The following is a 22,422-nucleotide window of genomic DNA, read 5'->3' as shown; positions in this document are numbered from 1 at the left end:
CGAACTCTCCCCAGGAAGCGCTCCATGCCCATCGTTCCGCACCTGATCGGCGGCAAGACCGACGCCCCGGCCAACAGCCGCACCGCCGACATCGTCAATCCCGCCACCGGCGAGATCGCCGGTCAGGTGGCGCTTGCCAGCCGCAAGACGGTCGAGGAGGCGATATCCGCCGCCGAGGCCGCCTTCCCGGCCTGGCGCGCCACGCCGCCGGCCAAGCGGGCCCGCGTCATGTTCCGCTTCAAGCAGCTGCTGGAGGAGAATGCGCAGCGCGTCTGCGCGCTGATCACCCAGGAACACGGCAAGGTGCTGGACGACGCCTTCGGCGAGCTGACCCGCGGCATCGAGAATGTCGAATATGCCTGCGGCGTGCCGGAGCTGCTGAAGGGCGAGTTCTCCAAGAATGTCGGCCCCAGCATCGACAGCTGGTCGGAATTCCAGCCGCTGGGCGTCGTCGCCGGCATCACGCCCTTCAACTTCCCGGCGATGGTCCCGCTCTGGATGTACCCCATCGCCATCGCCTGCGGGAACACCTTCATCCTCAAGCCGTCGGAGCGCGACCCGAGTGCCGCCCTCTACGTCGCCCAGCTGGCCGAAGAGGCCGGGCTGCCGCCGGGCGTGCTGAACGTCGTCAACGGCGACAAGGAGGCGGTGGACACGCTGCTGACCGACCCGCGCGTGCAGGGCGTCAGCTTCGTCGGTTCCACCCCCATCGCCGAATATGTCTATGCGACCACCACCGCCCATGGAAAGCGGGTGCAGGCGCTGGGCGGGGCCAAGAATCACGCCATCGTCATGCCCGACGCCGACATCGACAACGCGGTCAGCGCGCTGATGGGGGCGGCCTACGGCTCCTGCGGCGAGCGCTGCATGGCGATCTCCGTCGTGGTGGCGGTGGGCGACGAGGTGGCCGACCGGCTGCGGGACAAGCTGTCGGTGGCCTTGCGCGACCTCAAGGTCGGCGCCGGCACCTCGGCCGGCTGCGAGATGGGGCCGCTGGTCACCCGCGCCCATTACGAGAAGGTGAAGGCCTACGTCGACCAGGGCGTCGCCGAGGGTGCGGAGCTGGCGGTGGACGGCCGCGGGCTGGTGGTGCCCGGCCATGAGAACGGCAATTTCCTGGGTGGCTGCCTGTTCGACCGCGTCACCCCGGACATGACCATCTACCGCGAGGAGATCTTCGGGCCGGTGCTCTGCCTCGTCCGGGTCAAGACGATGCAGGAGGGCATGGACCTGATCGACGCCCACGAATACGGCAACGGCACCTGCCTGTTCACCCGCGACGGCGAGGCCGCCCGCTATTTCAGCGACATGATCAAGGTCGGCATGGTCGGCATCAACGTGCCGCTGCCGGTTCCGGTCGCCTATCACAGCTTCGGCGGCTGGAAGCGGTCGCTGTTCGGCGACCTGTCGGCCTACGGTCCGGACGGCGTACGCTTCTACACCCGCCGCAAGACCGTGACCCAGCGCTGGCCGACCGGCGGCGTCCGCGAAGGCGCCCAGTTTGCCTTCCCGTCGATGAAGTGAAGATCTGTCGGTAAAATGGAGCGGCGGCGGGGACGGCAGGAAGCCGCCCCGCCGGCGGCTTCGCGGCGTCACCGCGCAGGTTTCGCCCCCGCCAGGATCAGGTCGAGGCCGGCAAGGAACGCCTCCCGCTCCTCATGCGTCCGCACCTGCTCCGCCAGCAGGTGAACGAATGGGTATTCCGCAGGATCGCGCCGGGTCCAGCGCTCGACGATTGCAGCAAGGACGGCCGGCCGCTCCGACGCGCGGAATTTGTGGCGCGCCGCAGCCGCGGTCTGCGCGGCGGTGCCCAGGAGATACTGGACGAACGCCGACACGCAGTGGAAAAGCGACGCGCGCGGAACGCCCAGCAGATCGAACTGCGCGCTGCTGCGCTCGAAAACCTCCACCATGGCAGGCTGCCACGGTTCCCGGGCGAGCTGGGTGCCCACCCACGGATGCGCCTCGATGGCGTCGAAGACGCTCAAGGCGATGGCGCGCAGGGCGTCCGCCGGATCGGGCCCGCCCGCAATTTCGGCCAGCGCATGGGACAGCACGGTCTCGGTCGCCGCGGAAAGCAGCGCATCCTTGTCCGGGATATGCCAGTAGATCGCCCCGCTTCCGGTCGACAACCGGTTCGCCAGCGCGCGGAAGGTCAGGGCACGCTCCCCCTCCTCATCGAGAAGCTCGATGGCGGACGCAACGATCCGCTCCTTGGAAAGCGCATCCTCCCGCCGCTCGGAAGTCTTGGGTCTTGGGTCCATGTCTCATCTTGACATGACTGGAACAACGTTCCAATGAATAGTCATGGAACGCCGTTCCAGAGCAGGGAGAGAGCGCAATGGAGCAACCCGTCGTCATCATTGGTGCTGGATTGGGTGGATTGACGCTGGCCCGCGTCCTCCATGTCCATGGCGTCCGCTCGGTCATCTATGAGGCGGAGGCCGGGGCGGAAAGCCGGACCCAGGGCGGCCAGCTCGACATCCACGACCACAACGGCCAGCGCGCGCTCGCAGCCGCCGGCCTCACTGAGGCGTTCCGGTCGATCATCCACGAGGGCGCCGAGGCGACGCGCGTGCTGGACCGCACCGGCACTGTGCTCCTCGACATGCCCGACGACGGGCAGCACCGGCGTCCCGAAGTCCTGCGCGGCGATCTGCGCAGGCTGCTCCTCGACTCCCTGCCGGAGGGCACGGTGCGGTGGGGCAGGAAACTCACCGGCGCCTCGCCCCTTGGCGATGGGCGGCACGAGGTCCAATTCTCGGATGGCAGCACCGCGACCGCCGGCCTTCTCGTCGGGGCGGACGGCGCATGGTCCAGGGTGCGGCCGCTGCTGTCCGATGCCACGCCCCGCTATGCCGGCGCGACGTTCATCGAGACGTATCTTCACGATGTGGACAGCCGGCATCCCCAGGCCGCGGCGGCGGTCGGCGCCGGAGCGATGTTCGTCCCGGCGCCGGGCAGAGCCATCTTCGCCCACCGGGAGGCCGGAGACGTGCTGCATGTCTATGTGGAGCTGAGGCGGCCGGCGGAGTGGTTCGCCGGGATCGACTTCGACGATCCGGCGGCGAAGGGCCTTGTCGCGGCGGAGTTCGACGGCTGGGCACCGGAGTTGACCGCCCTCATCACCGGGGGCGACACACCGCTGGTTCCCCGCATGATCCACACGCTTCCCATCGGACACCGATGGCGGCGGGTTCCCGGCGTGACGCTGCTGGGAGACGCCGCGCACCTGATGCCGCCGTCCGGCGAAGGTGCCAATCTGGCGATGCTGGAAGGCGCCGAACTGGCCGATGCCCTGGTTCGGCATTCGGGCGACGTCGAGGCGGCGCTTGCCGCCTATGAGGAGCCGATGTTCGCCTGCGCCGCCCTGGAAGCCGTGGACGCCCATCGGATGCTGGAGTTCTGCCTCGGGGACGACGCGCCGTCGGGCTTCATCGACATGATGAGGAGCGTGTCAGAACCGGATATGCGGCCATCGTGATCCGGGCATGATCCGGACCCGACACAGGACAGCGTCTCAGAGCGGTTTCAGAACCACGAGAAGCACGATCACGACGACAGCGCCGACGATCGCCGGCAGCGCGTGGCCCGATGCCGGCGACGGCTGCTCATCGGGCCGGGCAAGTTTGCGGAGCGTGCCCGACAGCATCCCGTGCAGGCCGGACAGGGCGACGACGAACACCAGCTTCATCATCAGCCAGCGCGCGCCGAACCAGCCGCCTTCGGTCGCCACCGCCAGCCCGAAGAGCCAGGCCAGCAGCATTGCCGGCGAGGTCGCCCAACGGTCCAAACGCCGCACCGCCCCGATGATGTCAGGCTGGGCGATGCCGCCAAGCCCAGGCACGCCGGGCAGGCTCTTCGGGGCGGACAGGGCAGCCACGGCGATGGCCGCGACGAACATCCCGCCGATCCAGACCGTCACCGCGACGATGTGGAACGCCTTCAGCCACAGGTAGATCATGGCCGCACCTCACGGGGTGGCGGCGAGCGCCGCCCGCCGGGTCAGGGTGCGCGCGCTGAAGAAGGCGCCGAAGGGCACCATGGCGGCGGCGAAGAGCTTGATCGTCTCGCCCCGCGACCAGCCGCCGGCCGACACCATCCGAACCAGCATCCAGAGATAGGTCAGGAAGGCGAAGCCGTGGATCGGTCCCATCGCCTTCACCGCATCGGGGAAACCGGCGAGGTGCTTCAGTGGCACGGCCACGAAGAGCAGGAGGATCAGCGTACCGCCTTCGACGAGGCAGGCTGTCCGCATCCGTAGCATCTGCCTGCGATCCTCCATATCGGACCGCTCATTGTCGGACTGCGGCTCCATCATCCGACGCTCCATCATCCGACGTCCTTCAGGACTTTCTCCACGCTGGCGAGCCGGCCCTCGATCTGCGTGACGCTGCCCCTGATCGAAGCCAGGGCGGCGGTCAGTTCCTCCTGCGCCTTGAGCGTCTTCTCGGCAAGGTCGCGGTATGCCGCCTCGCCGGCGGTCTGTGCCCGGCCCCGACGGGCCGACGAAAAATACTTCATCGCGAAAATCAGGAGGATCGTCACCATGACGAGGATCGTAACGAGAAGGAAATAGGATTCTCTGCCGGTCATCGGGCGCTCCTTCAGGAGTCGGAATGTCTGCTGGTTGCGGTCAGGGAAGGCGCGGCTTCGGCAATCGCCATGGGCGTCAACTCGATCGCGAACGGGGCGACTTCGAAGAAGTTGAGGGCCTTTCCATCCGGAGAGACCTCGAGCCGGCTGGTGACGAGCCCCGCCTCCTCCAGCTTCCGCAGATGAAGGTGCAGAAGGGGACGGCTGATGCCGATCTCGCGCGCCAGTTGACTGACGTAGGTCCGCCCCATGGTGCTCAGCGTCGCCACGATGCGCAGCCGGTGCGGGTTCGCCAGTGCCGACAACGTCTCGAGCAATCGGTCGCCGCTGCAGGTCATGTCCGCTCCGCCACCCACTAGTAAGGATTTACTTACAGGTGGACCGACATACCGTCAAGAAAAACTGACAGGTGAAAATCTTTCCTTTCGCCCCCCTTCACATGGTCGGCCGGCCCGGCCGCTGCCGCCACAGCTTGACGGCGCAGACGGCCAGCGGCACCGACAGGGTCGCCCAGCACAGCCAGTCCCAGATGCCGTCGCCCAGGATGGCGGCGGCCAGCCCGACGACGGACAGCACGGCCAGCGCGGCCGGAATGAGCCAAATCCCGCTCATGCCCCCTCTCATGCCTTACTCCCCACCTTGGCGCCCGATGCATTTCTGTCGGATGCCGACCGTGCCCGCGGCCGTTTCAGCCAGACGACGAAGCCGGTCACCGTCACCACGCCGGTGACGATGGTGAACAGCGCCCAGATGATCTGCAACGGCAGCCCGCCGTAATCGCCGAAATGGAACGGCCCCGACAGCATCAGCACCGTCATGTACCAGGGCGTTCCGGCCGCCTCGGCGACCACGCCGGTCTCGGCATCGACCAGCGCGACGCTGAGCAGCCGCTGCGTCAGTTCGGTGTGGCCGCGCACCAGCACGCTGAAATGGCGGCTGCCGGCATATTCGTTGCCGGGATAGGCGATGAAGGCCAGATCCTTGCCGGGGAAGGCGGCCAGCCCGGCCGCGGCCACTTGGTCGATGGACACCGCCGGCCCGGTCATCGGCTCCGGATGGCGGGCGGTCATCGCCGCCAGCTCCGTCTTCTGCCAATAGCCGGTGATCAGCGGCGAGAAGGACAGGATGGCGCCGGTCAGCCCGACGACGAAGGCCCAGACCAGCGTCGCCACGCCGAACAGATTGTGCAGGTCGATGTTGCCGATCCGCGTCCCCCTGCCGAAGCGCAGGATGCCGAAGGCCAGCTTCTTCATGAAGGGGCCGTAGACCACCAGCCCGCTGACCGTGCTGACCACGAACAGCAGCCCCATCACGCCGACGAACATCTGGCCGGCGAAGCCGGTGAACAGGTCGACATGCAGCTTCAACAGGAAGCCGACCAGCGTCTCCTCCGGCTGCTTCAGCATCTGGTTGGCCCCGGTGAAGCCGTTCAGCACCACCCAGCGCCCGAGGTCGAAGCCGCGCTCCTCCGGCTTGCCCAGATAGATGTAGTTGACCGCCTTGTCCTCCGGATCGAAGGACAGCAGCTTCGGCACCAGCGCCGGGTCGGCCTTCTGCGCGATGTCGACCAGCGACTGGAGCGGCAGGCGGGCCTGCCCCTCCGTGTAGCTGCTGTCGAGTTCCTCCCCCATCAGATGCTGGATCTCGTGGTGGAACACCAGGATCAGCCCGGTCACGCAGAGGATCAGCAGGTTTGCCGAGCAGATCAGGCTGGTCCAGCGGTGGACGAGGCGCCAGCCCCGCAGGCTCGCAGGCGTCATGACGGCTTCCTTTGCCAATGACGGAAGAAGGGGGGACGGCAAGGGTGGCTTACCAGCGATAGCGCAGGCCGGCGGTCACCGTCCGCCGATAGCCGTAGGCGCACCATTCGCCGTAGTAGCAGGAGGCGACATACTCCTTGTCGAACAGGTTCTTGCCGTTGACCGTGACCTCGGCCCCCTGGAGCTTGGGCGACAGCGCCCCCAGATCGTAGGACACGGTAGCGTCGACCAGGGTGAAGGACGGCACCTTGAAAGTGTTCGCCGTGTTGGCCGTGCTGCCGGTGTAGCGCAGGCCGGCGCCGACGCCGAGGCCGGTCAGCGCGGTGCCTTCCGGCATGTGGTACATCGCCCAGGCCGACGCCTGATGGCGCGGCACCGCGGCCAGACGCTTGCCCTGCAGCCCGTCGTTGTCCTTGGTGTATTTGGTGTCGAGGTAGGTGTAGGCGCCGATCAGCTCCAGGTCCTTGGTGATGCCGACCTTGGCCTCCAGCTCGACGCCGCGCGACCGCGCCTCGCCGCTCTGGATGGAGAAGCCGGGGTGGACGGGGTCGCTGGTCAGCAGGTTGCTGCGGGTCAGGTCGAACACTGCCGCGGTGAACAGGCTGTTCAGGCCGGGCGGCTGGTACTTCACGCCGACCTCGTACTGGGTCCCCTCCTCCGGCTTGAAGGGCTTGCCGCCGAAATCGACGCCGCTGCTGGGCGTGAAGGATTCGGCATAGCTGACATAGGGGGCGATGCCGTTCTCGAAGACGTAGGTCAGGCCGGCGCGGCCGGTCCAGGCCTGATCGGACTGGGTGCTGCTGCCCGACGCAGTGGTCGAGGTGGTCTTCGCCCAGTCGCGGCGGCCGGCGACCGTCAGGACGAAGCCGCCCAGCTTCATCTGATCCTGAAGGTAAACGCCGGTCTGGCGCCCGTCGATGTCGGTGCGATAGACCGCCGGCGGGGTGACGGCGATGCCGTAGACCGGGTTGAAGACGTCGATGGACGGCGCCATCCCGAAGCCGGCGGTGTAATGGCCGTCCAGCCGCTGGTGATCGACGCCGGCCAGCACGGTGTGGCCGACCGGGCCGGTGGCGAAGCGCCCTTCGATCTGGTTGTCGAAGGCGTAGGCGTTCATCTCCTCCCGCGAGGTGGCGACGCCGCGGAAGAGACTGCGGTTGTCGGTGTCGAGGCCGTTGGCATACAGGCTGTCGTAGGCGACCTTGGCGTTCAGCCAGCGCCCGTTCAGCCGGACGGTCCAGGCATCGCCCAGCTTCTTGTCGAAGGCGTAGCCGACCGAGGCCTGACGGCGGTCGAACTTCTCGTAATTCGGATCGCCGTCATAGAAATCGACCGGGATTTTGCCCAGCGGGTTCGCCAGCACCGTGCCCTGCGGCGGAATGCCGCCATAGGAATTGCCCTTGGGGTCATGCTGGTAGAAGCCCAGCAGGGTCAGGCTGGTCTCGGCATCCGGCTTCCAGGTGAAGGACGGCGCGACGGCGATGCGCTCGTTCTCCGTCATCCGGATCTGGCCGTCCTCGCTGAGGCCGACGGCGGTCAGGCGGTAGAGGAACTTGCCGTCCTTGTCGATGGGGCCGGAGAAGTCGGCGGTGCCGCGCCAATGGTTGTCGGTGCCGTATTCGACCCCGACCTCGTTCAGCGCGGTGGCGGTCGGACGCTTGGAAACCTGATTGATCAGGCCGCCGGGCTGCGCCTGCCCGTACAGAACGGAGGTCGGGCCCTTCAGCACCTCCGCCCGTTCCAGCAGATAGGGGTCGATCTGCGGCGCCGCGTAGTAGAGCGACTGGAGCCTCAGCCCGTTCAGATAGGTGTCGGCGTCGAAGCCGCGGATCTTCAGCTGGTCATAACGGGTCGCCACCGCGCCGCGGGTCTCCGCCGTCACGCCGGCGGTGTAGCGCACCACCTGATTCAGCGTCTGCGCATTCTGGTCGCGGATCTGGTCGGCCGGAATGACGGAGATCGACTGCGGCGTCTCGATCAGCGGGGTATCGGTCTTGGTGCCGGTCGCCTGCTGGTTGGCGACATAGCCGGTCACCGGCGTCAGCGCCGTTTCGCCCTGCCCGGTCACCGTCACCGCCGGCATCTGCACCGCGGCACCACTGGTGGCGCCGCCGGCGCTTTGCGCCCCCGCTACCGCCGGCACCATCAGCCCACTCAGCACCATGGCGCCGAACGCCGCCCCTCGCGACATCCGGCCGCCGTCCACTTGTCTCTTCACGTCGATTGCCCCCGGCACGAATAAGAATCATTCGCAGTTATTGGCCCTGATAATGCAAATGATTCTTATCTTCAATACCTATTCGCGTATGTGACGCGACAATGCTGTTCACCCCCCTCGCTCCGGAGAGGGCGGCGGGCCTCCCGAAAAAATCTTCGCCCCCCCCCGACGAATCCGCCCCGCCGGCCCGTATCAGGGACGGACAGAAAGACCGGGGCGGCGGAAAGCGCCGTCCGGTCGGATGTCGGGACAAGCGTCGGAACAGGTCATGACGATTCGTTGGAAGCCGGTGGTCACCGGCGTTGTTCTTGCCGGACTGGTCGGCGGCGTCGGTTACGCGGTTCAGCAGAAGCTGGCCCCTCCGGCGACAACGCAGCCGGGCCAGCCCCCCGGCCCCGGCGGCCCTCCCGGCGGCGGCCCAGGCGGCGGTCCAGGCGGTGCGCGCAACAGCGTGGTGGCGGTCCAGGCCGGCACCGTGGCGCGCGAGGACGTGCCGATCTGGTTCGACGGCATCGGCACCGTCCAGGCCTTCAACACGGTCACCGTGCGCGCCCGCGTCGATGGCGAGCTTCAGCGCGTCTCGCTCCAGGAGGGCCAGCTGGTCAAGGCCGGCGATCTGCTGGCGACCATCGATTCCCGTCCGCTCCAGGCCCAGCTGGCGCAGGCCCAGGCGAAGAAGGCGCAGGACGAGGCGCAGCTCGCCAACGCGCGGCGCGACCTGGAGCGCAACATGGGCCTGAAGGAGTTCGCCTCCCGCCAGACGGTGGACACCCAGCGCGCCCTGGTCGCCCAGTACGAGGCGCAGATCCGCGCCGACGAGGCGGCCATCGAGGCGGTGCAGGTCCAGCTGAACTACACCACCGTCACCGCCCCGCTCAGCGGCCGCATCGGCCTGCGCAACGTCGACCAGGGCAACGTGGTGCGGGCCAGCGACCAGAACGGCATCGCCACCATCACGCAGATCCAGCCCATCGCCGTCCTCTTCACCCTGCCGGAGAAGCAGCTCCAGGCGGTGCTGGCCGCCCAGGCGCAAGGGACGGTGAAGGTGGAGGCGCAGGACCGCGAAGGCCGCCGCGTGCTCGACACCGGCGCGCTGTCGGTGGTGGACAATTTGATCGACACCGGCACCGGCACCATCCGGCTCAAGGCCGAGATGCCCAACGACCCGCAGAAGCTGTGGCCCGGCCAGTTCGTCAATGTCCGCCTGCTCTCCACCGTCCGCCGCGGCGCCACCACGGTGCCCGCGACCGTGGTGCAGCGCGGCCCCCAGGGCACCTACGCCTACGTCATCAAGGACGACATGACGGTGGAGCAGCGCCCGATCAAGGTCGCCCGCCAGGAGGAGACCAAGGCGATCGTCGAGGAGGGGCTGACCCCCGGCGAGCGGGTGGTGGTGGACGGCCAGTACCGTTTGCAGCCCGGCTCCAAGATCCGCATCGTCGAGCCCATCGCGTCCGCAGCGCCGGCCGGCGCCGCCCCCACCGCAACACCGGAAGCGGCCCCCACCGGCGCCCCCGCCAGGACGCAGGACCCGGCGGCGCGCGAGGAACGGCGGCGCGAACGCCAGCAGCAGCGCGAGCACAACGGCGGCGCCCCTCCCGGCGCCCCTCCCGGCCAGCCGGCCCCGCGTGAGGGACGGCAGCCCTCATGAACATCTCCGCCCCCTTCATCCTGCGGCCGGTCGCCACCGGCCTCCTGATGCTGGCGGTGGTGCTGCTGGGCCTGCTGGGCTACAGCACCCTGCCGATCTCCTCGCTGCCGACGGTCGATTTCCCGACGGTGCGCGTCACCACCCAGCTTCCGGGCGCCGCCCCCGACGTGATGGCCTCCTCGGTCACGGCACCCCTGGAACGCCAGCTCGGCCAGATCGCCGGCATCTCCTCGATGGTGTCGACCAGCTCCTTCGGGCTGTCGGTCATCACCCTGCAGTTCGATCTGACCCGCGACATCGACGCCGCCTCGCAGGACGTGCAGTCGGCGATCAGCGCCGCGTCGGGCACGCTGCCCAAGGGGCTGCCCAATCCGCCGGTCTACGACAAGGTCAACCCGGCCGACACGCCGGTGATGGTGCTGGCGCTGAGTTCGGAGTCCCTGCGGCTGGAGACCGTCAGCGACGCCGCCGACACGCTGCTGGCGCAGAAGCTGTCCCAGGTCGACGGCGTCGGCTATGTCGGGATCGAGGGGGGCTTGCGCCCCGCCGTCCGCGTGCAGGTCAACCCCGCCGCCGTCGCCGGCCTCGGCCTGACGCTGGAGGATGTGCGGAACACCATCACCCAGGCCAACGTCAACGCGCCGAAGGGCAGCTTCGACGGCCCGCGCCAGTCCTGGTCCATCGGCGTCAACGACCAGATCGAGAATGCCGCCGCCTACCGTCCGATCATCGTCGCCTACAAGAATGGCGGGCCGGTGCGGCTGACCGACATCGGCACCGTGGTCGATTCGGTGGAGAACACCCGGCTGGCGGCGTGGCATGACGGCAAGCCGGCGGTTCTGCTGAACGTGCTGCGCCAGCCCGGCGCCAACATCATCGACACGGTGGACCGCATCCACAAGCTGCTGCCCTCGCTCCAGGCCAGCCTGCCGCCGCAGATCCACATGGCGGTGCTGACCGACCGGACCGAGACCATCCGCGCCTCGGTGGTGGACGTGCAGAAGACGCTGGTGCTAACCGCCGGGCTGGTGGTGCTGGTGATCTTCCTGTTCCTGCGCAAGGCGTGGGCAACGGTAATCCCAGCGGCGGCCCTGCCGCTGTCGCTGATCGGCACCTTCGGCATCATGGCGCTGTGCGGTTTCAGCCTCGACAACCTGTCGCTGATGGCGCTGACCATCGCGTCCGGCTTCGTCGTCGACGATGCCATCGTGATGATCGAGAACATCGTCCGCTACATCGAGAAGGGCGAGAAGCCGTTGCAGGCGGCGCTGAAGGGCGCGCGGCAGATCGGCTTCACCGTCGTGTCGCTGACCCTGTCGCTGATCGCGGTGTTCATCCCGCTCCTGTTCATGGGCGGCGTGGTCGGCCGGCTGTTCCGCGAGTTCGCCATCACGCTGTCCATCGCCGTGCTGGTGTCGGCGGTGATCTCGCTGACGCTGACGCCGATGATGTGCGCCCGCCTGCTGAAGGCGGAGGCCGAAACCAAACCCAACGGCCTGTTCCGCTGGACCGAGCGCGGCTTCGACGCGCTGCTGAACGGCTATGCCGCCTCGCTGCGCTTCGTGCTGCGCCACCAGCCGGCGACGCTGGTCTTCACCATCGCCACGCTGGCCGCCACCCTCTACCTCTACGACGTGGTGCCCAAGGGCTTCCTGCCGCAGCAGGACACCGGCGTCATCATCGGCGTCACCGATGCCGCCCCCTCGATCTCGGTCAAGGCGATGGCGGAGCGGCAGCGCGAGGTCGCCGACATCGTGCGGCGCGACCCCGACGTGGCGGGCGTGGCGAGCTTCGTCGGCACCGGCACGGTGAACGCCACCACCAACACCGGCAACCTGACCATCGCGCTGAAGCCGCGCGACCAGCGCAGCGCCTCGGCGGAGGAGATCATCGCCCGGCTGCGCGCCGCCACCGGCGACCTGAAGGGCGTGTCGCTGTTCATGCAGGCGGTGCAGGACGTGCAGATCGACAGCCGCGTCAGCCGCACGCAATACCAGTACGTCCTCCAGGATGCCGACCCGCGCGAGCTGGAAAGCTGGACCCCGCGCCTGCTGGAATCCTTGCGCGCCCGTCCGGAACTGACCGACGTGGCAACCGACCAGCAGCCGGACGGCTTGCAGGTCTATCTCACCATCGACCGCGACGCCGCCAGCCGCCTGCATGTGCTGCCCCAGGCCATCGACGACACGCTCTACGACGCCTTCGGCCAGCGTCAGGTCTCGACCATCTACACCCAGACCAACCAGTACCGCGTGATCCTGGAGGTCGAGCCGTCCTTCCAGATGGACCCGGCGTCCCTGTCCAAGATCTATGTGAAGGCCAGCGGCGGCACCGTCGTTCCCTTGAACGCCATCGTCTCGGTGGAGCGCAAGACCGCGCCGCTGGTCATCACCCACCAGGGCCAGTTCCCCTCGGTCACCCTGTCCTTCAACGTGGCGCACGGCGTCTCGCTGGGGGCGGCGGTGGCGGCGATCCAGCAGGCGCGCGACAGCATCGGCATGCCCGACACCGCGACCGCCCGCTTCGCCGGCACGGCCGCCGAATTCCGCGCCTCGCTCGACACCCAGCCCTGGCTGATCCTGGCGGCGGTGGTCGCGGTCTACATCGTGCTGGGCGTGCTGTACGAGAGCACGATCCACCCGATCACCATCCTGTCGACCCTGCCGTCGGCCGGCATCGGTGCGCTGCTGGCGCTGATGGCGACCGGCCACGATTTGTCGCTGATCGCGCTGGTCGGCATCGTGCTGCTGATCGGCATCGTCAAGAAGAACGCCATCATGATGATCGACTTCGCCCTGGAGGCGGAGCGCAACCAGGGCATGGCGCCGGAACGCTCGATCTACGAGGCGTCGCTTCTGCGCTTCCGCCCGATCATGATGACCACCATGGCGGCCCTGCTCGGCGCCCTGCCGCTGGCGCTGGAGAACGGCACCGGGTCGGAGCTGCGCCGGCCGATGGGCATCGCCATCGTCGGCGGGCTTCTGTTCAGTCAGGTGCTGACGCTCTACACCACGCCGGTGGTCTATCTCTACATGGACCGTCTCGGCAGCCGGCTCGGCCGCTGGCTGCGGCCCTGGCGGCGGAAGGACGCAGCGGAGCCCGGCAACGACCGCTCGCCCGGCCGGGCGGCGGCGGAGTAGCCGGCCATGGCCTCTCTCAACCTCAACCCCCTGGCTTCGGCCGCCTCGCTCTCCGCCCTGTTCATCCGGCGGCCGGTCGGCACCGCGCTGCTGATGGTCGGGCTGATGATCCTGGGGGTGGTTGCCTACCGCTTCCTGCCGGTGGCGCCGCTGCCGCAGGTCGAATTCCCCACCATCATCGTCACCGCGTCGCTGCCCGGCGCCAGCCCGGAGACCATGGCGGCCTCCGTCGCCACGCCGCTGGAACGCCGGCTCTCCCGCATCGCCGGCGTGTCGGAGATGACCTCCAACAGCAAGCTCGGCAGCACCACCGTCGTCGTGCAGTTCGACCTGAACCGCAATGTCGAGGCGGCCTCGCGCGACGTGCAGGCGGCCATCAACGCCGCCGGCGGCGACCTGCCGGCCGACCTGCCGAGCCCGCCCAAGATGCGGCGCATCAACCCGGCCGACGCGCCGGTGATGACGCTGGCGATGACCTCGACCACGCTGGCCCCGGCGGACCTCTACAACCTCGCCGACAGCATCATCGGCCAGCGGCTGAGCCAGATCGAGGGGGTGGCCCAGGTCTCCATCAACGGGGCGGAGAAGACGGCGGTGCGCGTGCGCGTCAATGCCGCCGCCGCCGCCAACATGGGCGTCAGCCTGGAATCGATCCGCACTGTCATCTCCCAGGCGAATGCCAACGGCGCCAAGGGCAGCTTCGACGGCACTCATGAATCCTGGTCCATCGGCGCCAGCGACCAGCTGTTCGGCGCCGACGCCTACCGCAAGCTGATCGTGACCGAGAAGAGCGGCGCCACCATCCGGCTCGGCGACCTCGCCGACGTGATCGAGGCGCCGGAGAACAGCCGCACCGCGGCGTGGCAGGACGGCCACCGCGCCATCCTGATCAACATCCAGAAGCAGCCGGGCTCCAACGTGGTCGAGACGGTCGACCGCATCCGGGCGGAGCTGCCGACCTTGCGCGGCTGGATGCCGCCGGGGGTCAGCCTGTCGGTGCGCACCGACCGCACGCCGACCATCCGCGCCTCCATCGACGACGTGCAGAAGACGCTGGCGGTCACGGTGGCGCTGGTGGTGATGGTGATGGCGCTGTTCCTGCGCCGGCTGTGGGCGACGGTGATCCCGGCCGCCTCGGTGCCGCTGTCGCTGGCCGGCACCTGCGGCGTGATGTGGATCGTCGGCTACAGCCTGGACAATTTCTCGCTGATGGCGCTGACCATCTCGGTCGGCTTCGTGGTGGACGACGCCATCGTCGTCATCGAGAACATCGTCCGCCACATCGAAAAGGGCGCCAAACCCTTCGAGGCGGCGGTGAAAGGCGCCCGTCAGGTCGCCTTCACCGTGGTGTCGATCAGCCTGTCGCTGATCGCCGTCTTCATCCCCATCCTGTTCATGGGCGGCATCCAGGGCCGGCTGTTCCGCGAGTTCGCCGTGGTGCTGTCGGTCGCCATCGCCGTATCGGCGGTGGTGTCGCTGACCCTGACCCCGATGATGTGCGCCCACCTGCTTCAGCCGGAGGCGGAGCGCGGCCCCCCCGGCCGGTTCGCCCGCGCGCTCGCCTGGGCCGGCGACCGGCTGTTCGGGCTCTATGCCGGCGGGCTGGACTGGGTTCTCGCCCACCGCCGCACCATGCTGGCGGCGACCTTCGCCATCATCGGCGTCAGCGTCTGGCTCTATGGGCAGGTGCCGAAGGGCTTCGTGCCCCAGCAGGACACCGGCCTGCTCATCGGCTTCAGCGACCCGCCGCCGGACATCTCCTTCCGCGCCATGGTGACGCGCCAGCGCGCGCTTCAGGACGCGGTGGCCGGCGACCCGGCGGTGGAGAGCGTCGGCGGCACCGTCGGCGGCGGCGGTCCGGGCGGCACCTATTCCGGCCAGATCTTCATCGCCCTGAAGCCGAAGGCGGAGCGCGACGACCTCGCCACCGTCACCCAGCGGCTGCGCCAGCGCGCCGGCCGGGTGCCAGGGGTGCAGCTCTACCTGACGCCGGTGCAGGACATTCGCGTCGGCGGCTTCCAGGGCCGCAGCCAGTACCGCTACAGCCTGCAGGATTCCGACATCGCTGCGCTGAACGAGTGGGCGCCCAAGCTGGTCGACAAGATGCGTACCCTGCCGGAGCTGGTCGACGTCGCCAACGACCGCCAGAACGGCGGTATCCAGGCCAACGTCGTCGTCGACCGCGACGCCGCCACCCGGCTCGGCGTGTCGCTCAGCGCCCTGGAATCGACGCTCTACGACGCCTTCGGCCAGCGGCAGGTCTCGACCATGTATCTGGCGCAGAACCAGCACAAGGTGGTGCTGGAGGTCGAGCCGTCGGAAGCGCTCGGCCCCGACGACCTCAAGCGCATCTATGTCGCGGGCCGCAGCGGCATGGTGCCGCTGTCGGCGGTGTCGCACGTCGTCATCGGCAATCAGGCCGCCAGCATCCAGCACCAGAGCGGCTTCCCGGTCGCCAACCTGACCTTCGACCTCGCCCCCGGCGTCTCGCTGTCCCAGGCGACCGAGCTGATCCAGCGCGCGGCCGACGACATCGGCATGCCGGCCAGCATCCGCGCCGGCTTCCAGGGCGACGCGCGCGCCTTCCAGCAATCCTCCTCCAGCCAGCCGCTGCTGATCCTGGCGGCGCTGATCACCATCTACATCGTGCTGGGCGTTCTCTACGAAAGCCTGATCCACCCGCTGACCATCCTGTCGACCCTGCCGTCGGCCGGGCTGGGGGCGCTGATCGCGCTGATCCTGACCGGCTACGACCTGTCCATCGTGGCATTGATCGGCATCATCCTGCTGATCGGCATCGTCAAGAAGAACGCCATCATGATGATCGACTTCGCCCTGGAGGCGGAGCGCGAGCGCGGCCTGACGCCGCTGGAGGCGATCCGCGAGGCCGGGCTGGTCCGCTTCCGCCCGATCATGATGACGACGATGGCGGCGCTGCTGGGCGCGGTTCCGCTCGCCTTCGACTTCGGCACCGGCGGCGAGATCCGCCGCCCGCTCGGCATCGCCATCATCGGCGGGCTTCTGGTCAGCCAGATGCTGACGCTCTACACGACGCCGGTGGTCTATCTGACGCTGGAACGGCTGGCCCTGCGGCGCAACCGCCGCCACGCCATCGCCGCGCCCGCGGAATAGGGGGGCGGAGGATGGGTGCGGTTCTTTCTCTTCCCGTCGCGCTGCGCTGGCGCCTCACCACCCTGTTGGGCATAGTTCTCGCCCACGGCATGAGCGGAGCCCCGGTGGTCGAGGCGAGCGACACGGACGACGAACTGATGGGCCGCGTGGCCGGCGGCGACGACGCCGCCTTCGACCGTCTGGCCGCCCGCCACATGCGCCGCGCCGTGGCGCTGGCCCAGCGGATGACCGGCAACCCGTCCGACGCCGACGAGATCGCGCAGGAGGCCTTCCTGCGGGTCTGGCAGCATGCCGGGCGCTGGGACGGGGGGCGCGCCGCCTTCACCACCTGGCTCTACCGCATCGTGATGAACCTCGCCATCGACCGCGGCCGCCGGCCCGGCTGGTCGCCGCTGGAGGATGCCGGCGACCTGCCCGACCAGACCCCCGACGCGCTGGCCCGCATCGCCGAACGCCAGACCGCCGAGCGGGTCAACCGGGCGCTGGCGGCCCTGCCCGACCGCCAGCGCGCCGCCGTCGTGCTGTTCCATCAGGAGGGGCTCAGCCTGCGTCAGGCCGCCGAAATCCTGACCATGGGCGAAAGCGCCTTCGCCTCGCTGCTGGCCCGCGCCCGGGCCGCGCTGAAGACGGCGCTCAGCCCCGACGATCCCGTGGGAGGGAGGATGCCATGACCGACGAAGACTTCCTCCGCCACCTCGACGATTACGGCGCCTCGCAGGAGCGCTGGCCGGCGGAGCTGCGCGCGGAGGCCGAAGCGGCGCTCGCCCGCTCCCCCGCCCTGCGCGCCGCCCAGGCGGACGCCGCTGCCTTCGACCGGCTGCTGACGGCCCCCGCAGCGCCGGTAGAGGATGCCCGCGTCGCCCGCCTGCTGTCCGCCGTCGGCACGGCGGCGCGGGCCGTGCCGCAGGAGGGCGTCGTCATGCTGCTGCTCGGCCGGATGCCGCGGCGGAGGGTGGCCGGCTTCTGCGTCGCCCTGCTGGCGCTGGGCTGGCTGACCGGGGGCTGGTTCGCCGGCCATCTCGCCAGCCCGCTCCCGTCAGCGCCGCGCAGCCAGGAGCTGGCCCTGCTGAACGACGAGGTCGTCACCCTGTTCGACGGAGAGTCCCGATGAGCGGCCTCGTTGCCCCCCGTCGCCCGCATCCCTCCCTCCTGGCCCGCCTCCGGCAAGGGATGAGCCTGCGCCGGCTGGCGCTGCTGTCGCTGGCGCTGAACCTGTTCCTGGCCGCCATGCTGGTCGGCACCACCCGCAAGCCGGCGCCCCCGCCCTACCGGCCGATGCCCGACCGCTTCGTCGAGCATCTGGCCGCCGGCATGTCCGATGCCGACGCCGCCCGCCTGCGCGCCATTTTCGAGCCGCTGCGCCCGCGCTATGACGCGCTGACCGAGGATTATCGCGAGGAGGGCCAGCGGGTGCGCAGCCTGCTTCAGGCGGAACCGGTGGATTTCGACTCTCTGAACGCCGCGATCGCCGCTGCCCGCGCCAAGCGCCGCCTGATCGGCGAATTGACGGAGCAGACCGTGCTGCTCGTGCTGCCCGACCTCTCGCCTGCCGGACGGCTGCGGATGGTCGGAGGATGGGGAACCGCTGGCACCCCCGATACGCCCAAAAAATAGGCAAACCCACTCATCCACAGGCCGGATGCGCCCGCCGGAAGGATGCGGAAGATTCTGTTCGGAGTTTGCGCACACATCTATCCACAGATTCTGTGGAGAAGAAAACCGGCAGAAATTTTATCCACACAAATTCACATTCTATCATCCCCAGGTTTTATCGCCCGCCTTCCCATGGATCCTTGTATCCACCATCGATCCGGCATATCCAAATAACGTGGATCAGCAAGATTGGTGGGGGATCGTCATGATCGGAGATCCGTTTCATCCAAAGAAGGCGACGATCTCTTTGCGGGTTGACCGCAGAGTCAAAGATGTCGCCAAGAATTACGCACGCCAGCGGCAGACGCCTTTGGCCGAGGTCATGCGCGACCTCTTGGCCCGCTACGTCGCCGAATGCGCGCGGGAGAATGCCCTGGCGTCCCCGGACCTGTTGAAGGACCGGCCGGCGCAATATGTGGATTTCGCAAAGCTGGAAGGCCTGATGGGCCGGCAGGAGTAGGCGCGCCCGTCCACAGGGGGATCTTGAGCGGACGCAACATCGCCCATACATCGACGGTGGAAACGCTGCCAGGGGAAGGAGCCCCGCCATGCCGCCCGCCACCCGAGAGTCAGGCCAAGATTCAGGCCGGTCTTCCACAGGCGCCCAAACGGGTGCCGACAGCCTTCACGTCGCCTGCCCGCATTGCGACACGCTGAACCGCGTGCCCCCGGCCCGGCTCGGCGGCGGCAAATGCGGCCGCTGCGGCCAAGCCCTGTTCGAAGGCAAGCCGGTGGCGCTCGACGCCCGCCGCTTCGCCGCCCATGCCGAGCGTAGCGACCTGCCCCTGCTGATCGACTTCTGGGCCGACTGGTGCGGCCCCTGCCGCGCGATGGCTCCCGCCTTCGCCCAGGCCGCGGCCCAGCTCGAGCCGCAAATCCGCCTCGCCAAGATCGACACCGAGGCCTCGCCGGACCTCGCCGCCCGCTTCGGCATCCGCAGCATCCCGTCGCTGATCCTGGTCCATCGCGGCCGCGAGATCGCCCGCACCGCCGGCGCCATGCCCCTGCCGGCGCTGGTGGCGTGGGCGAGACAGGCGCTCGCCCGATAAGCCAGACGCTTGGTGCGGGCGTTACGCCGCCCGCACCGTCGCGATGAAGGTGCCGACCTCCTTGCGCAGGCGTTCGGCCTCGACGGCCAGTTCCTGCGAGGTGCCGTGGACGCGGCCGGCGGCGTCGCCGGTCTCGTGCACCGCCGTGCTGACGCCGGCGATGTTGCTCGACACCTCTTCGGTGCCCTGGGCGGCCTGGGTCACGCTGGAGGCGATTTCGCGGGTGGCGGCGGCCTGTTCCTCGATGGCGGCGGCGATGGCGGTGGTGATCTCGCTCATGTGGCCGATGGTCTTGCCGATGCCGCCGATGGCCCTCTGGGCGCCGCCGGTGGTCTGCTGGATTTCCTGCACCTTGGCCTGGATCTCGTCGGTGGCCTTGGCGGTCTGGTTGGCCAGCGCCTTCACCTCGCTCGCCACCACGGCGAAGCCCTTGCCGGCCTCGCCGGCCCGCGCCGCCTCGATGGTGGCGTTCAGCGCCAGAAGGTTGGTCTGGGCGGCGATGCCGCTGATCAGCTCGACCACCGCGCCGATCTGCTCGGCGGCGGTGACCAGATCGCGCATGGTGCGGTCGGCGCCGGTGGCGTCGGCCACCGCCTGGGTGGCGATGCGGGTGGAGTTCTCCACCTGCTGGCCGATCTCGGAGATCGAGGCCGACAGCTCCTCCGTCGCGGTGGCGACGGTCTGCACATTGGCCGAGGCCTGTTCGGAGGCCGAGGCGACGAGCAGCGAGCGCTCGCTCGCCTCATGCGCGGTGGCGGTCAGCTCCGTCGCGGCGTCGCGCATGCCGGTGGCGGCGTTGGCGACGGTGTCGACGATGCCCTTCACCGTCCGTTCGAAGGTGTCGGCCATCTGCATCATGGTCTGGCGGCGCTGGGCGGCGGCCTGCCGCTCGCTCTCCTCCTGCGCCTTGCGCATCCGCTCCATCTCCAGCGCGTTCGTCTTGAAGATCTGGAGCGCGCGGGCCAGCGCGCCGATCTCGTCGCGGCGGTCGTCGTCGGTGACGGTCACCGTCAGGTCGCCCTCGGCCAGCCGCCCCATTTCCCGCGTGATGTTGCCGAGCGGCTTGGTGATCGCCCGCGAGATCGCCCAGGCCAGCAGCAGGCCGAGCAGAACGGCGACCACCGTCACGGCGGTGCCGCGCGCTTCCGCCGCCGACACCTCGGCGGCGGCGGTGACCTCCAGCTGCGCCAGGAAGCTGGTGGAATGGTCGCGGATCAGGCCGATCTTGTCGTTGATCTGCTTGCCGGCCTTGCCCAGCGTCTCGCTGTTCAACGACTTCAACTGTTCGCTCAGCACGGCGATGCGGTCGATGCCGGTGCCATAGGCCGGCAGCTTGGCCACCGCGTCCGACAGCTTGGCCTTGACCGGGCCGTCGGCGATGCCGTTGCGCAACGCGTCCGCCTTCCCCGTCAGGTCGCCCAGATCCTTGCGGATGCGGACCAGATCCTCCGCCTTGGTTTCGGCGACGAAGCGGGCGACCAGCACGCGGACCAGCAGGAACTGTTCGCTGACGTCGGCGGCCCGCACCGTGCGGTCCAGATCGCCGCCGTCCTTCTCCGCCTTGACCGTGTCGCTCAGCGTGCGGCGGATGTCGGCACCCAGCGTGTTCACCACCGACGCGACGATGGAGTCGCGCTCCGTCCGCGCGGCGACCAGCCGGTCGAAGCCGGCGGTCAGCGTCTGGTGCAGGGTGGCGATCTCCTGCGCCGCCTGACGGTCGCCGGTATCGGTCATCCGCGCCGTGGCGTTGTCCAGCTTGCTGCGGAACTTGTCCATTTCGCCGCGGAAGCGGTCGGCCACCTCGGCGGAGCCGCTGGAAACGAACTCCTCAGCCGCCCCCAGCGCATCGGAGATGTTGGTATCGGCCTCCGCCACCGCCATCGCGACGTGCGACTGCGCCGCATAGCGGCGGAGCGCGTCGTCGCTGGACCGCAAGCCGCTCCACGACACCGCCCCCAGCCCGACCAGAAGCGCCAGCGTGACGCCGAAGCCGGTGTAGATCTTGGTCGCCGTGCGCAGGTTGGCGAAGGGACCGGCCTTGGTCGGCCGGGTTGCGGTCTGCTGGCCTGTGCTGGGGTTGCGGGCGTTCATGACTGGGACCCTCGTCTTCTGATCCGGCTGCTTGTGACCCGGCTACGGGTCCATCTCCGGTCTTTCGGATAACCGGTTGTCGACGAGGTACTCTACAAGAACAATGCCAAAGCTCCCTTAACGCCGCGATGTTTTTTTATCCTGCGAAATCGCCATTTCTCCAATGAAAGCCGTTCGCATCCTTCGCAATTTGCCAAAATCATTGAGATTGCTTTGCATTTTGCCAAAGCTCGACCTTCGCAATTGCGAAAATTTACCCATTAGTTATAGAACTGACCGCCATTCACCTCTATCGTCTGGCCGGTGATGTATCCGGCCAGCCGGTTCGACGCGAGGAACAGGTAGGCGCCGACGCAGTCCTCCGCCGTGCCCAGCCGTTTCAGCGGAATGCGCGCCGCGGTCTGCGCCAGCTTGTCGGCGGTCGAGTAGCGCTGGTGGAAGTCGGTGTCGATGGTGCCGGGCGACACCGCGTTGACGCGGATGCCGTGCGGTGCAAGCTCCGTCGCCAGCGAGCGGGCGAGGCTGGCCTGGAATGCCTTGGCGGCGCTGTAGAGCGATGAACCGGCGCTGCCCCCGGTGCGGCCGGAGATGGAGCCGGTGTTGACGATGGCCCCCCTGGACGCGATCAGCGCCGGCAGGGCGCTGCGGCTGGCGACGACCGCCGAGGCGGCGTTGAGGTCGAACTGCTCCTGCAGGAAGCCGTCATCGATGTCGGCCAGCGCCACCCGGCCCAGCATGGTGCCGGCATTGTTGACCAGCACGTCCAGCCCGCCCAGCCGGTCGATTGCCTGCTCCACCACCGCGCGGGTCTGCCCCTTGTCGGCGAAGTCGCCAGCCAGCCCGATCACGCCGTCTCCCATCCCGGCCGCCAGTGCCTCCACCGCCGCCCGGTCGCGGCCATGGATAGCGACGCGGGCGCCGAGCTGGGCGAAGGCCGCCGCCACCGCCGCACCGATGCCGCGGCTGCTGCCGGTGACCAGCACGCGCTTATCCCGGAACTCCTGTGCCAGCAGGTCGGCGGGCCAGTTGGCGGTCTCGGTGGTGGTCATGTCGAGGATCCTCCCCTGATGTCCGGCCCATCCGATGTTCGGAATCGCAAGCCGGCTTGATTGTTCGTGTTCCAATCCGATCA

General features: G+C 68.7%; 20 protein-coding genes. 10 read left to right on the top strand and 10 right to left on the bottom strand.

Annotated elements, in window-relative coordinates:
• Positions 1-24: 24 nt before the first annotated feature.
• Positions 25-1,524, top strand: a complete 1,500-nt coding sequence (locus VH569_RS25245; RefSeq protein ID WP_423318913.1) for a CoA-acylating methylmalonate-semialdehyde dehydrogenase — start codon at positions 25-27, stop codon at positions 1,522-1,524.
• A gap of 68 nt (positions 1,525-1,592) precedes the next feature.
• Here VH569_RS25245 and VH569_RS25240 read toward each other — a convergent pair whose 3' ends face one another.
• Entirely contained in the window at positions 1,593-2,264 is a 672-nt protein-coding gene (locus VH569_RS25240; protein WP_423318911.1) for a TetR/AcrR family transcriptional regulator, read from the bottom strand.
• A 77-nt stretch (positions 2,265-2,341) separates the two neighbouring features.
• Here VH569_RS25240 and VH569_RS25235 point away from each other — a divergent pair, with 77 nt between their 5' ends.
• Positions 2,342-3,484, top strand: coding sequence for an FAD-dependent oxidoreductase (locus tag VH569_RS25235; RefSeq protein ID WP_423318909.1), 1,143 nt, complete (start codon positions 2,342-2,344; stop codon positions 3,482-3,484).
• 36 nt (positions 3,485-3,520) lie between these two features.
• On the opposite strand, the gene VH569_RS25230 is transcribed toward VH569_RS25235, so the two are convergent.
• From VH569_RS25230 to VH569_RS25200, 7 genes are all read right to left on the bottom strand, one after another.
• Positions 3,521-3,964, bottom strand: coding sequence for a CopD family protein (locus tag VH569_RS25230; protein WP_423318908.1), 444 nt, complete (start codon positions 3,962-3,964; stop codon positions 3,521-3,523).
• Positions 3,965-3,973: 9 nt separating this feature from the next.
• The gene (locus tag VH569_RS25225) at positions 3,974-4,336 is read right to left on the bottom strand and encodes a DUF3817 domain-containing protein (RefSeq protein WP_423318906.1); all 363 of its coding nucleotides are present in this window, start codon (positions 4,334-4,336) and stop codon (positions 3,974-3,976) included.
• Positions 4,333-4,596 carry a hypothetical protein gene (locus tag VH569_RS25220; RefSeq protein ID WP_423318904.1) on the bottom strand — a complete coding sequence of 88 codons (264 nt, stop codon included), beginning with the start codon at positions 4,594-4,596 and terminating at the stop codon, positions 4,333-4,335. The genes VH569_RS25225 and VH569_RS25220 overlap by 4 nt, the downstream gene beginning before the upstream one ends.
• 11 nt (positions 4,597-4,607) lie before the next feature.
• Positions 4,608-4,934 carry an ArsR/SmtB family transcription factor gene (locus VH569_RS25215; RefSeq protein WP_423318902.1) on the bottom strand — a complete coding sequence of 109 codons (327 nt, stop codon included), beginning with the start codon at positions 4,932-4,934 and terminating at the stop codon, positions 4,608-4,610.
• A gap of 97 nt (positions 4,935-5,031) precedes the next feature.
• Positions 5,032-5,208 (bottom strand): hypothetical protein, encoded by a 177-nt coding sequence (locus VH569_RS25210; RefSeq protein WP_423318900.1) that lies wholly within the window; start codon positions 5,206-5,208, stop codon positions 5,032-5,034.
• An 8-nt stretch (positions 5,209-5,216) separates the two neighbouring features.
• Complete coding sequence (locus tag VH569_RS25205; RefSeq protein WP_423318898.1) at positions 5,217-6,356, bottom strand: PepSY-associated TM helix domain-containing protein; 1,140 nt, start codon at positions 6,354-6,356, stop codon at positions 5,217-5,219.
• Positions 6,357-6,405: 49 nt separating this feature from the next.
• On the bottom strand, positions 6,406-8,574 hold the full coding sequence (locus tag VH569_RS25200) for a TonB-dependent siderophore receptor (RefSeq protein WP_423318897.1): 2,169 nt from the start codon (positions 8,572-8,574) through the stop codon (positions 6,406-6,408).
• Between the two features lie 268 nt (positions 8,575-8,842).
• Between VH569_RS25200 and VH569_RS25195 the strand changes: the two genes are divergently transcribed.
• The 8 genes from VH569_RS25195 (at position 8,843) to trxC (ending at position 19,199) form a co-directional block, all read left to right on the top strand.
• Entirely contained in the window at positions 8,843-10,225 is a 1,383-nt protein-coding gene (locus tag VH569_RS25195) for an efflux RND transporter periplasmic adaptor subunit (protein WP_423318896.1), read from the top strand.
• Complete coding sequence (locus VH569_RS25190; RefSeq protein ID WP_423318895.1) at positions 10,222-13,365, top strand: multidrug efflux RND transporter permease subunit; 3,144 nt, start codon at positions 10,222-10,224, stop codon at positions 13,363-13,365. Before VH569_RS25195 ends, VH569_RS25190 begins: the two co-directional genes overlap by 4 nt.
• A gap of 6 nt (positions 13,366-13,371) precedes the next feature.
• Complete coding sequence (locus VH569_RS25185; protein ID WP_423318893.1) at positions 13,372-16,497, top strand: efflux RND transporter permease subunit; 3,126 nt, start codon at positions 13,372-13,374, stop codon at positions 16,495-16,497.
• Between the two features lie 11 nt (positions 16,498-16,508).
• Positions 16,509-17,168 carry an RNA polymerase sigma factor gene (locus tag VH569_RS25180; protein WP_423318892.1) on the top strand — a complete coding sequence of 220 codons (660 nt, stop codon included), beginning with the start codon at positions 16,509-16,511 and terminating at the stop codon, positions 17,166-17,168.
• Positions 17,165-17,608, top strand: coding sequence for a hypothetical protein (locus tag VH569_RS25175; protein WP_423318890.1), 444 nt, complete (start codon positions 17,165-17,167; stop codon positions 17,606-17,608). The genes VH569_RS25180 and VH569_RS25175 overlap by 4 nt, the downstream gene beginning before the upstream one ends.
• Entirely contained in the window at positions 17,605-18,111 is a 507-nt protein-coding gene (locus VH569_RS25170) for a periplasmic heavy metal sensor (RefSeq protein WP_423318889.1), read from the top strand. The genes VH569_RS25175 and VH569_RS25170 overlap by 4 nt, the downstream gene beginning before the upstream one ends.
• Positions 18,112-18,355: 244 nt before the next feature.
• Positions 18,356-18,610, top strand: coding sequence for a hypothetical protein (locus VH569_RS25165; protein ID WP_109048527.1), 255 nt, complete (start codon positions 18,356-18,358; stop codon positions 18,608-18,610).
• Positions 18,611-18,698: 88 nt separating this feature from the next.
• Complete coding sequence (gene trxC / locus VH569_RS25160; RefSeq protein WP_423318887.1) at positions 18,699-19,199, top strand: thioredoxin TrxC; 501 nt, start codon at positions 18,699-18,701, stop codon at positions 19,197-19,199.
• A gap of 21 nt (positions 19,200-19,220) precedes the next feature.
• Here trxC and VH569_RS25155 read toward each other — a convergent pair whose 3' ends face one another.
• Both VH569_RS25155 and VH569_RS25150 read right to left on the bottom strand, forming a co-directional pair.
• Complete coding sequence (locus VH569_RS25155) at positions 19,221-21,290, bottom strand: methyl-accepting chemotaxis protein (RefSeq protein ID WP_423318885.1); 2,070 nt, start codon at positions 21,288-21,290, stop codon at positions 19,221-19,223.
• 260 nt (positions 21,291-21,550) lie between these two features.
• Positions 21,551-22,339 (bottom strand): SDR family NAD(P)-dependent oxidoreductase, encoded by a 789-nt coding sequence (locus VH569_RS25150; protein ID WP_423318883.1) that lies wholly within the window; start codon positions 22,337-22,339, stop codon positions 21,551-21,553.
• Between the last annotated feature and the right edge of the window lie 83 nt (positions 22,340-22,422).

The organism is Azospirillum sp. 11R-A (genome assembly GCF_049472615.1).
GTDB lineage: Bacteria > Pseudomonadota > Alphaproteobacteria > Azospirillales > Azospirillaceae > Azospirillum > Azospirillum palustre.
This window is presented reverse-complemented; position numbering and strand designations above follow the sequence as displayed.

Excerpts from the sequence above, each read along its gene's own strand:
- VH569_RS25245 (WP_423318913.1), top strand. The coding sequence starts at position 25 with ATGCCCATCGTTCCGCACCTGATCGGCGGCAAGACCGACGCCCCGGCC.
- VH569_RS25240 (WP_423318911.1), bottom strand. The coding sequence starts at position 2,264 with ATGGACCCAAGACCCAAGACTTCCGAGCGGCGGGAGGATGCGCTTTCC.
- VH569_RS25235 (WP_423318909.1), top strand. The coding sequence starts at position 2,342 with ATGGAGCAACCCGTCGTCATCATTGGTGCTGGATTGGGTGGATTGACG.
- VH569_RS25230 (WP_423318908.1), bottom strand. The coding sequence starts at position 3,964 with ATGATCTACCTGTGGCTGAAGGCGTTCCACATCGTCGCGGTGACGGTC.
- VH569_RS25225 (WP_423318906.1), bottom strand. The coding sequence starts at position 4,336 with ATGATGGAGCGTCGGATGATGGAGCCGCAGTCCGACAATGAGCGGTCC.
- VH569_RS25220 (WP_423318904.1), bottom strand. The coding sequence starts at position 4,596 with ATGACCGGCAGAGAATCCTATTTCCTTCTCGTTACGATCCTCGTCATG.
- VH569_RS25215 (WP_423318902.1), bottom strand. The coding sequence starts at position 4,934 with ATGACCTGCAGCGGCGACCGATTGCTCGAGACGTTGTCGGCACTGGCG.
- VH569_RS25210 (WP_423318900.1), bottom strand. The coding sequence starts at position 5,208 with ATGAGCGGGATTTGGCTCATTCCGGCCGCGCTGGCCGTGCTGTCCGTC.
- VH569_RS25205 (WP_423318898.1), bottom strand. The coding sequence starts at position 6,356 with ATGACGCCTGCGAGCCTGCGGGGCTGGCGCCTCGTCCACCGCTGGACC.
- VH569_RS25195 (WP_423318896.1), top strand. The coding sequence starts at position 8,843 with ATGACGATTCGTTGGAAGCCGGTGGTCACCGGCGTTGTTCTTGCCGGA.
- VH569_RS25190 (WP_423318895.1), top strand. The coding sequence starts at position 10,222 with ATGAACATCTCCGCCCCCTTCATCCTGCGGCCGGTCGCCACCGGCCTC.
- VH569_RS25185 (WP_423318893.1), top strand. The coding sequence starts at position 13,372 with ATGGCCTCTCTCAACCTCAACCCCCTGGCTTCGGCCGCCTCGCTCTCC.
- VH569_RS25180 (WP_423318892.1), top strand. The coding sequence starts at position 16,509 with ATGGGTGCGGTTCTTTCTCTTCCCGTCGCGCTGCGCTGGCGCCTCACC.
- VH569_RS25175 (WP_423318890.1), top strand. The coding sequence starts at position 17,165 with ATGACCGACGAAGACTTCCTCCGCCACCTCGACGATTACGGCGCCTCG.
- VH569_RS25170 (WP_423318889.1), top strand. The coding sequence starts at position 17,605 with ATGAGCGGCCTCGTTGCCCCCCGTCGCCCGCATCCCTCCCTCCTGGCC.
- VH569_RS25165 (WP_109048527.1), top strand. The coding sequence starts at position 18,356 with ATGATCGGAGATCCGTTTCATCCAAAGAAGGCGACGATCTCTTTGCGG.
- trxC (WP_423318887.1), top strand. The coding sequence starts at position 18,699 with ATGCCGCCCGCCACCCGAGAGTCAGGCCAAGATTCAGGCCGGTCTTCC.
- VH569_RS25155 (WP_423318885.1), bottom strand. The coding sequence starts at position 21,290 with ATGAACGCCCGCAACCCCAGCACAGGCCAGCAGACCGCAACCCGGCCG.
- VH569_RS25150 (WP_423318883.1), bottom strand. The coding sequence starts at position 22,339 with ATGACCACCACCGAGACCGCCAACTGGCCCGCCGACCTGCTGGCACAG.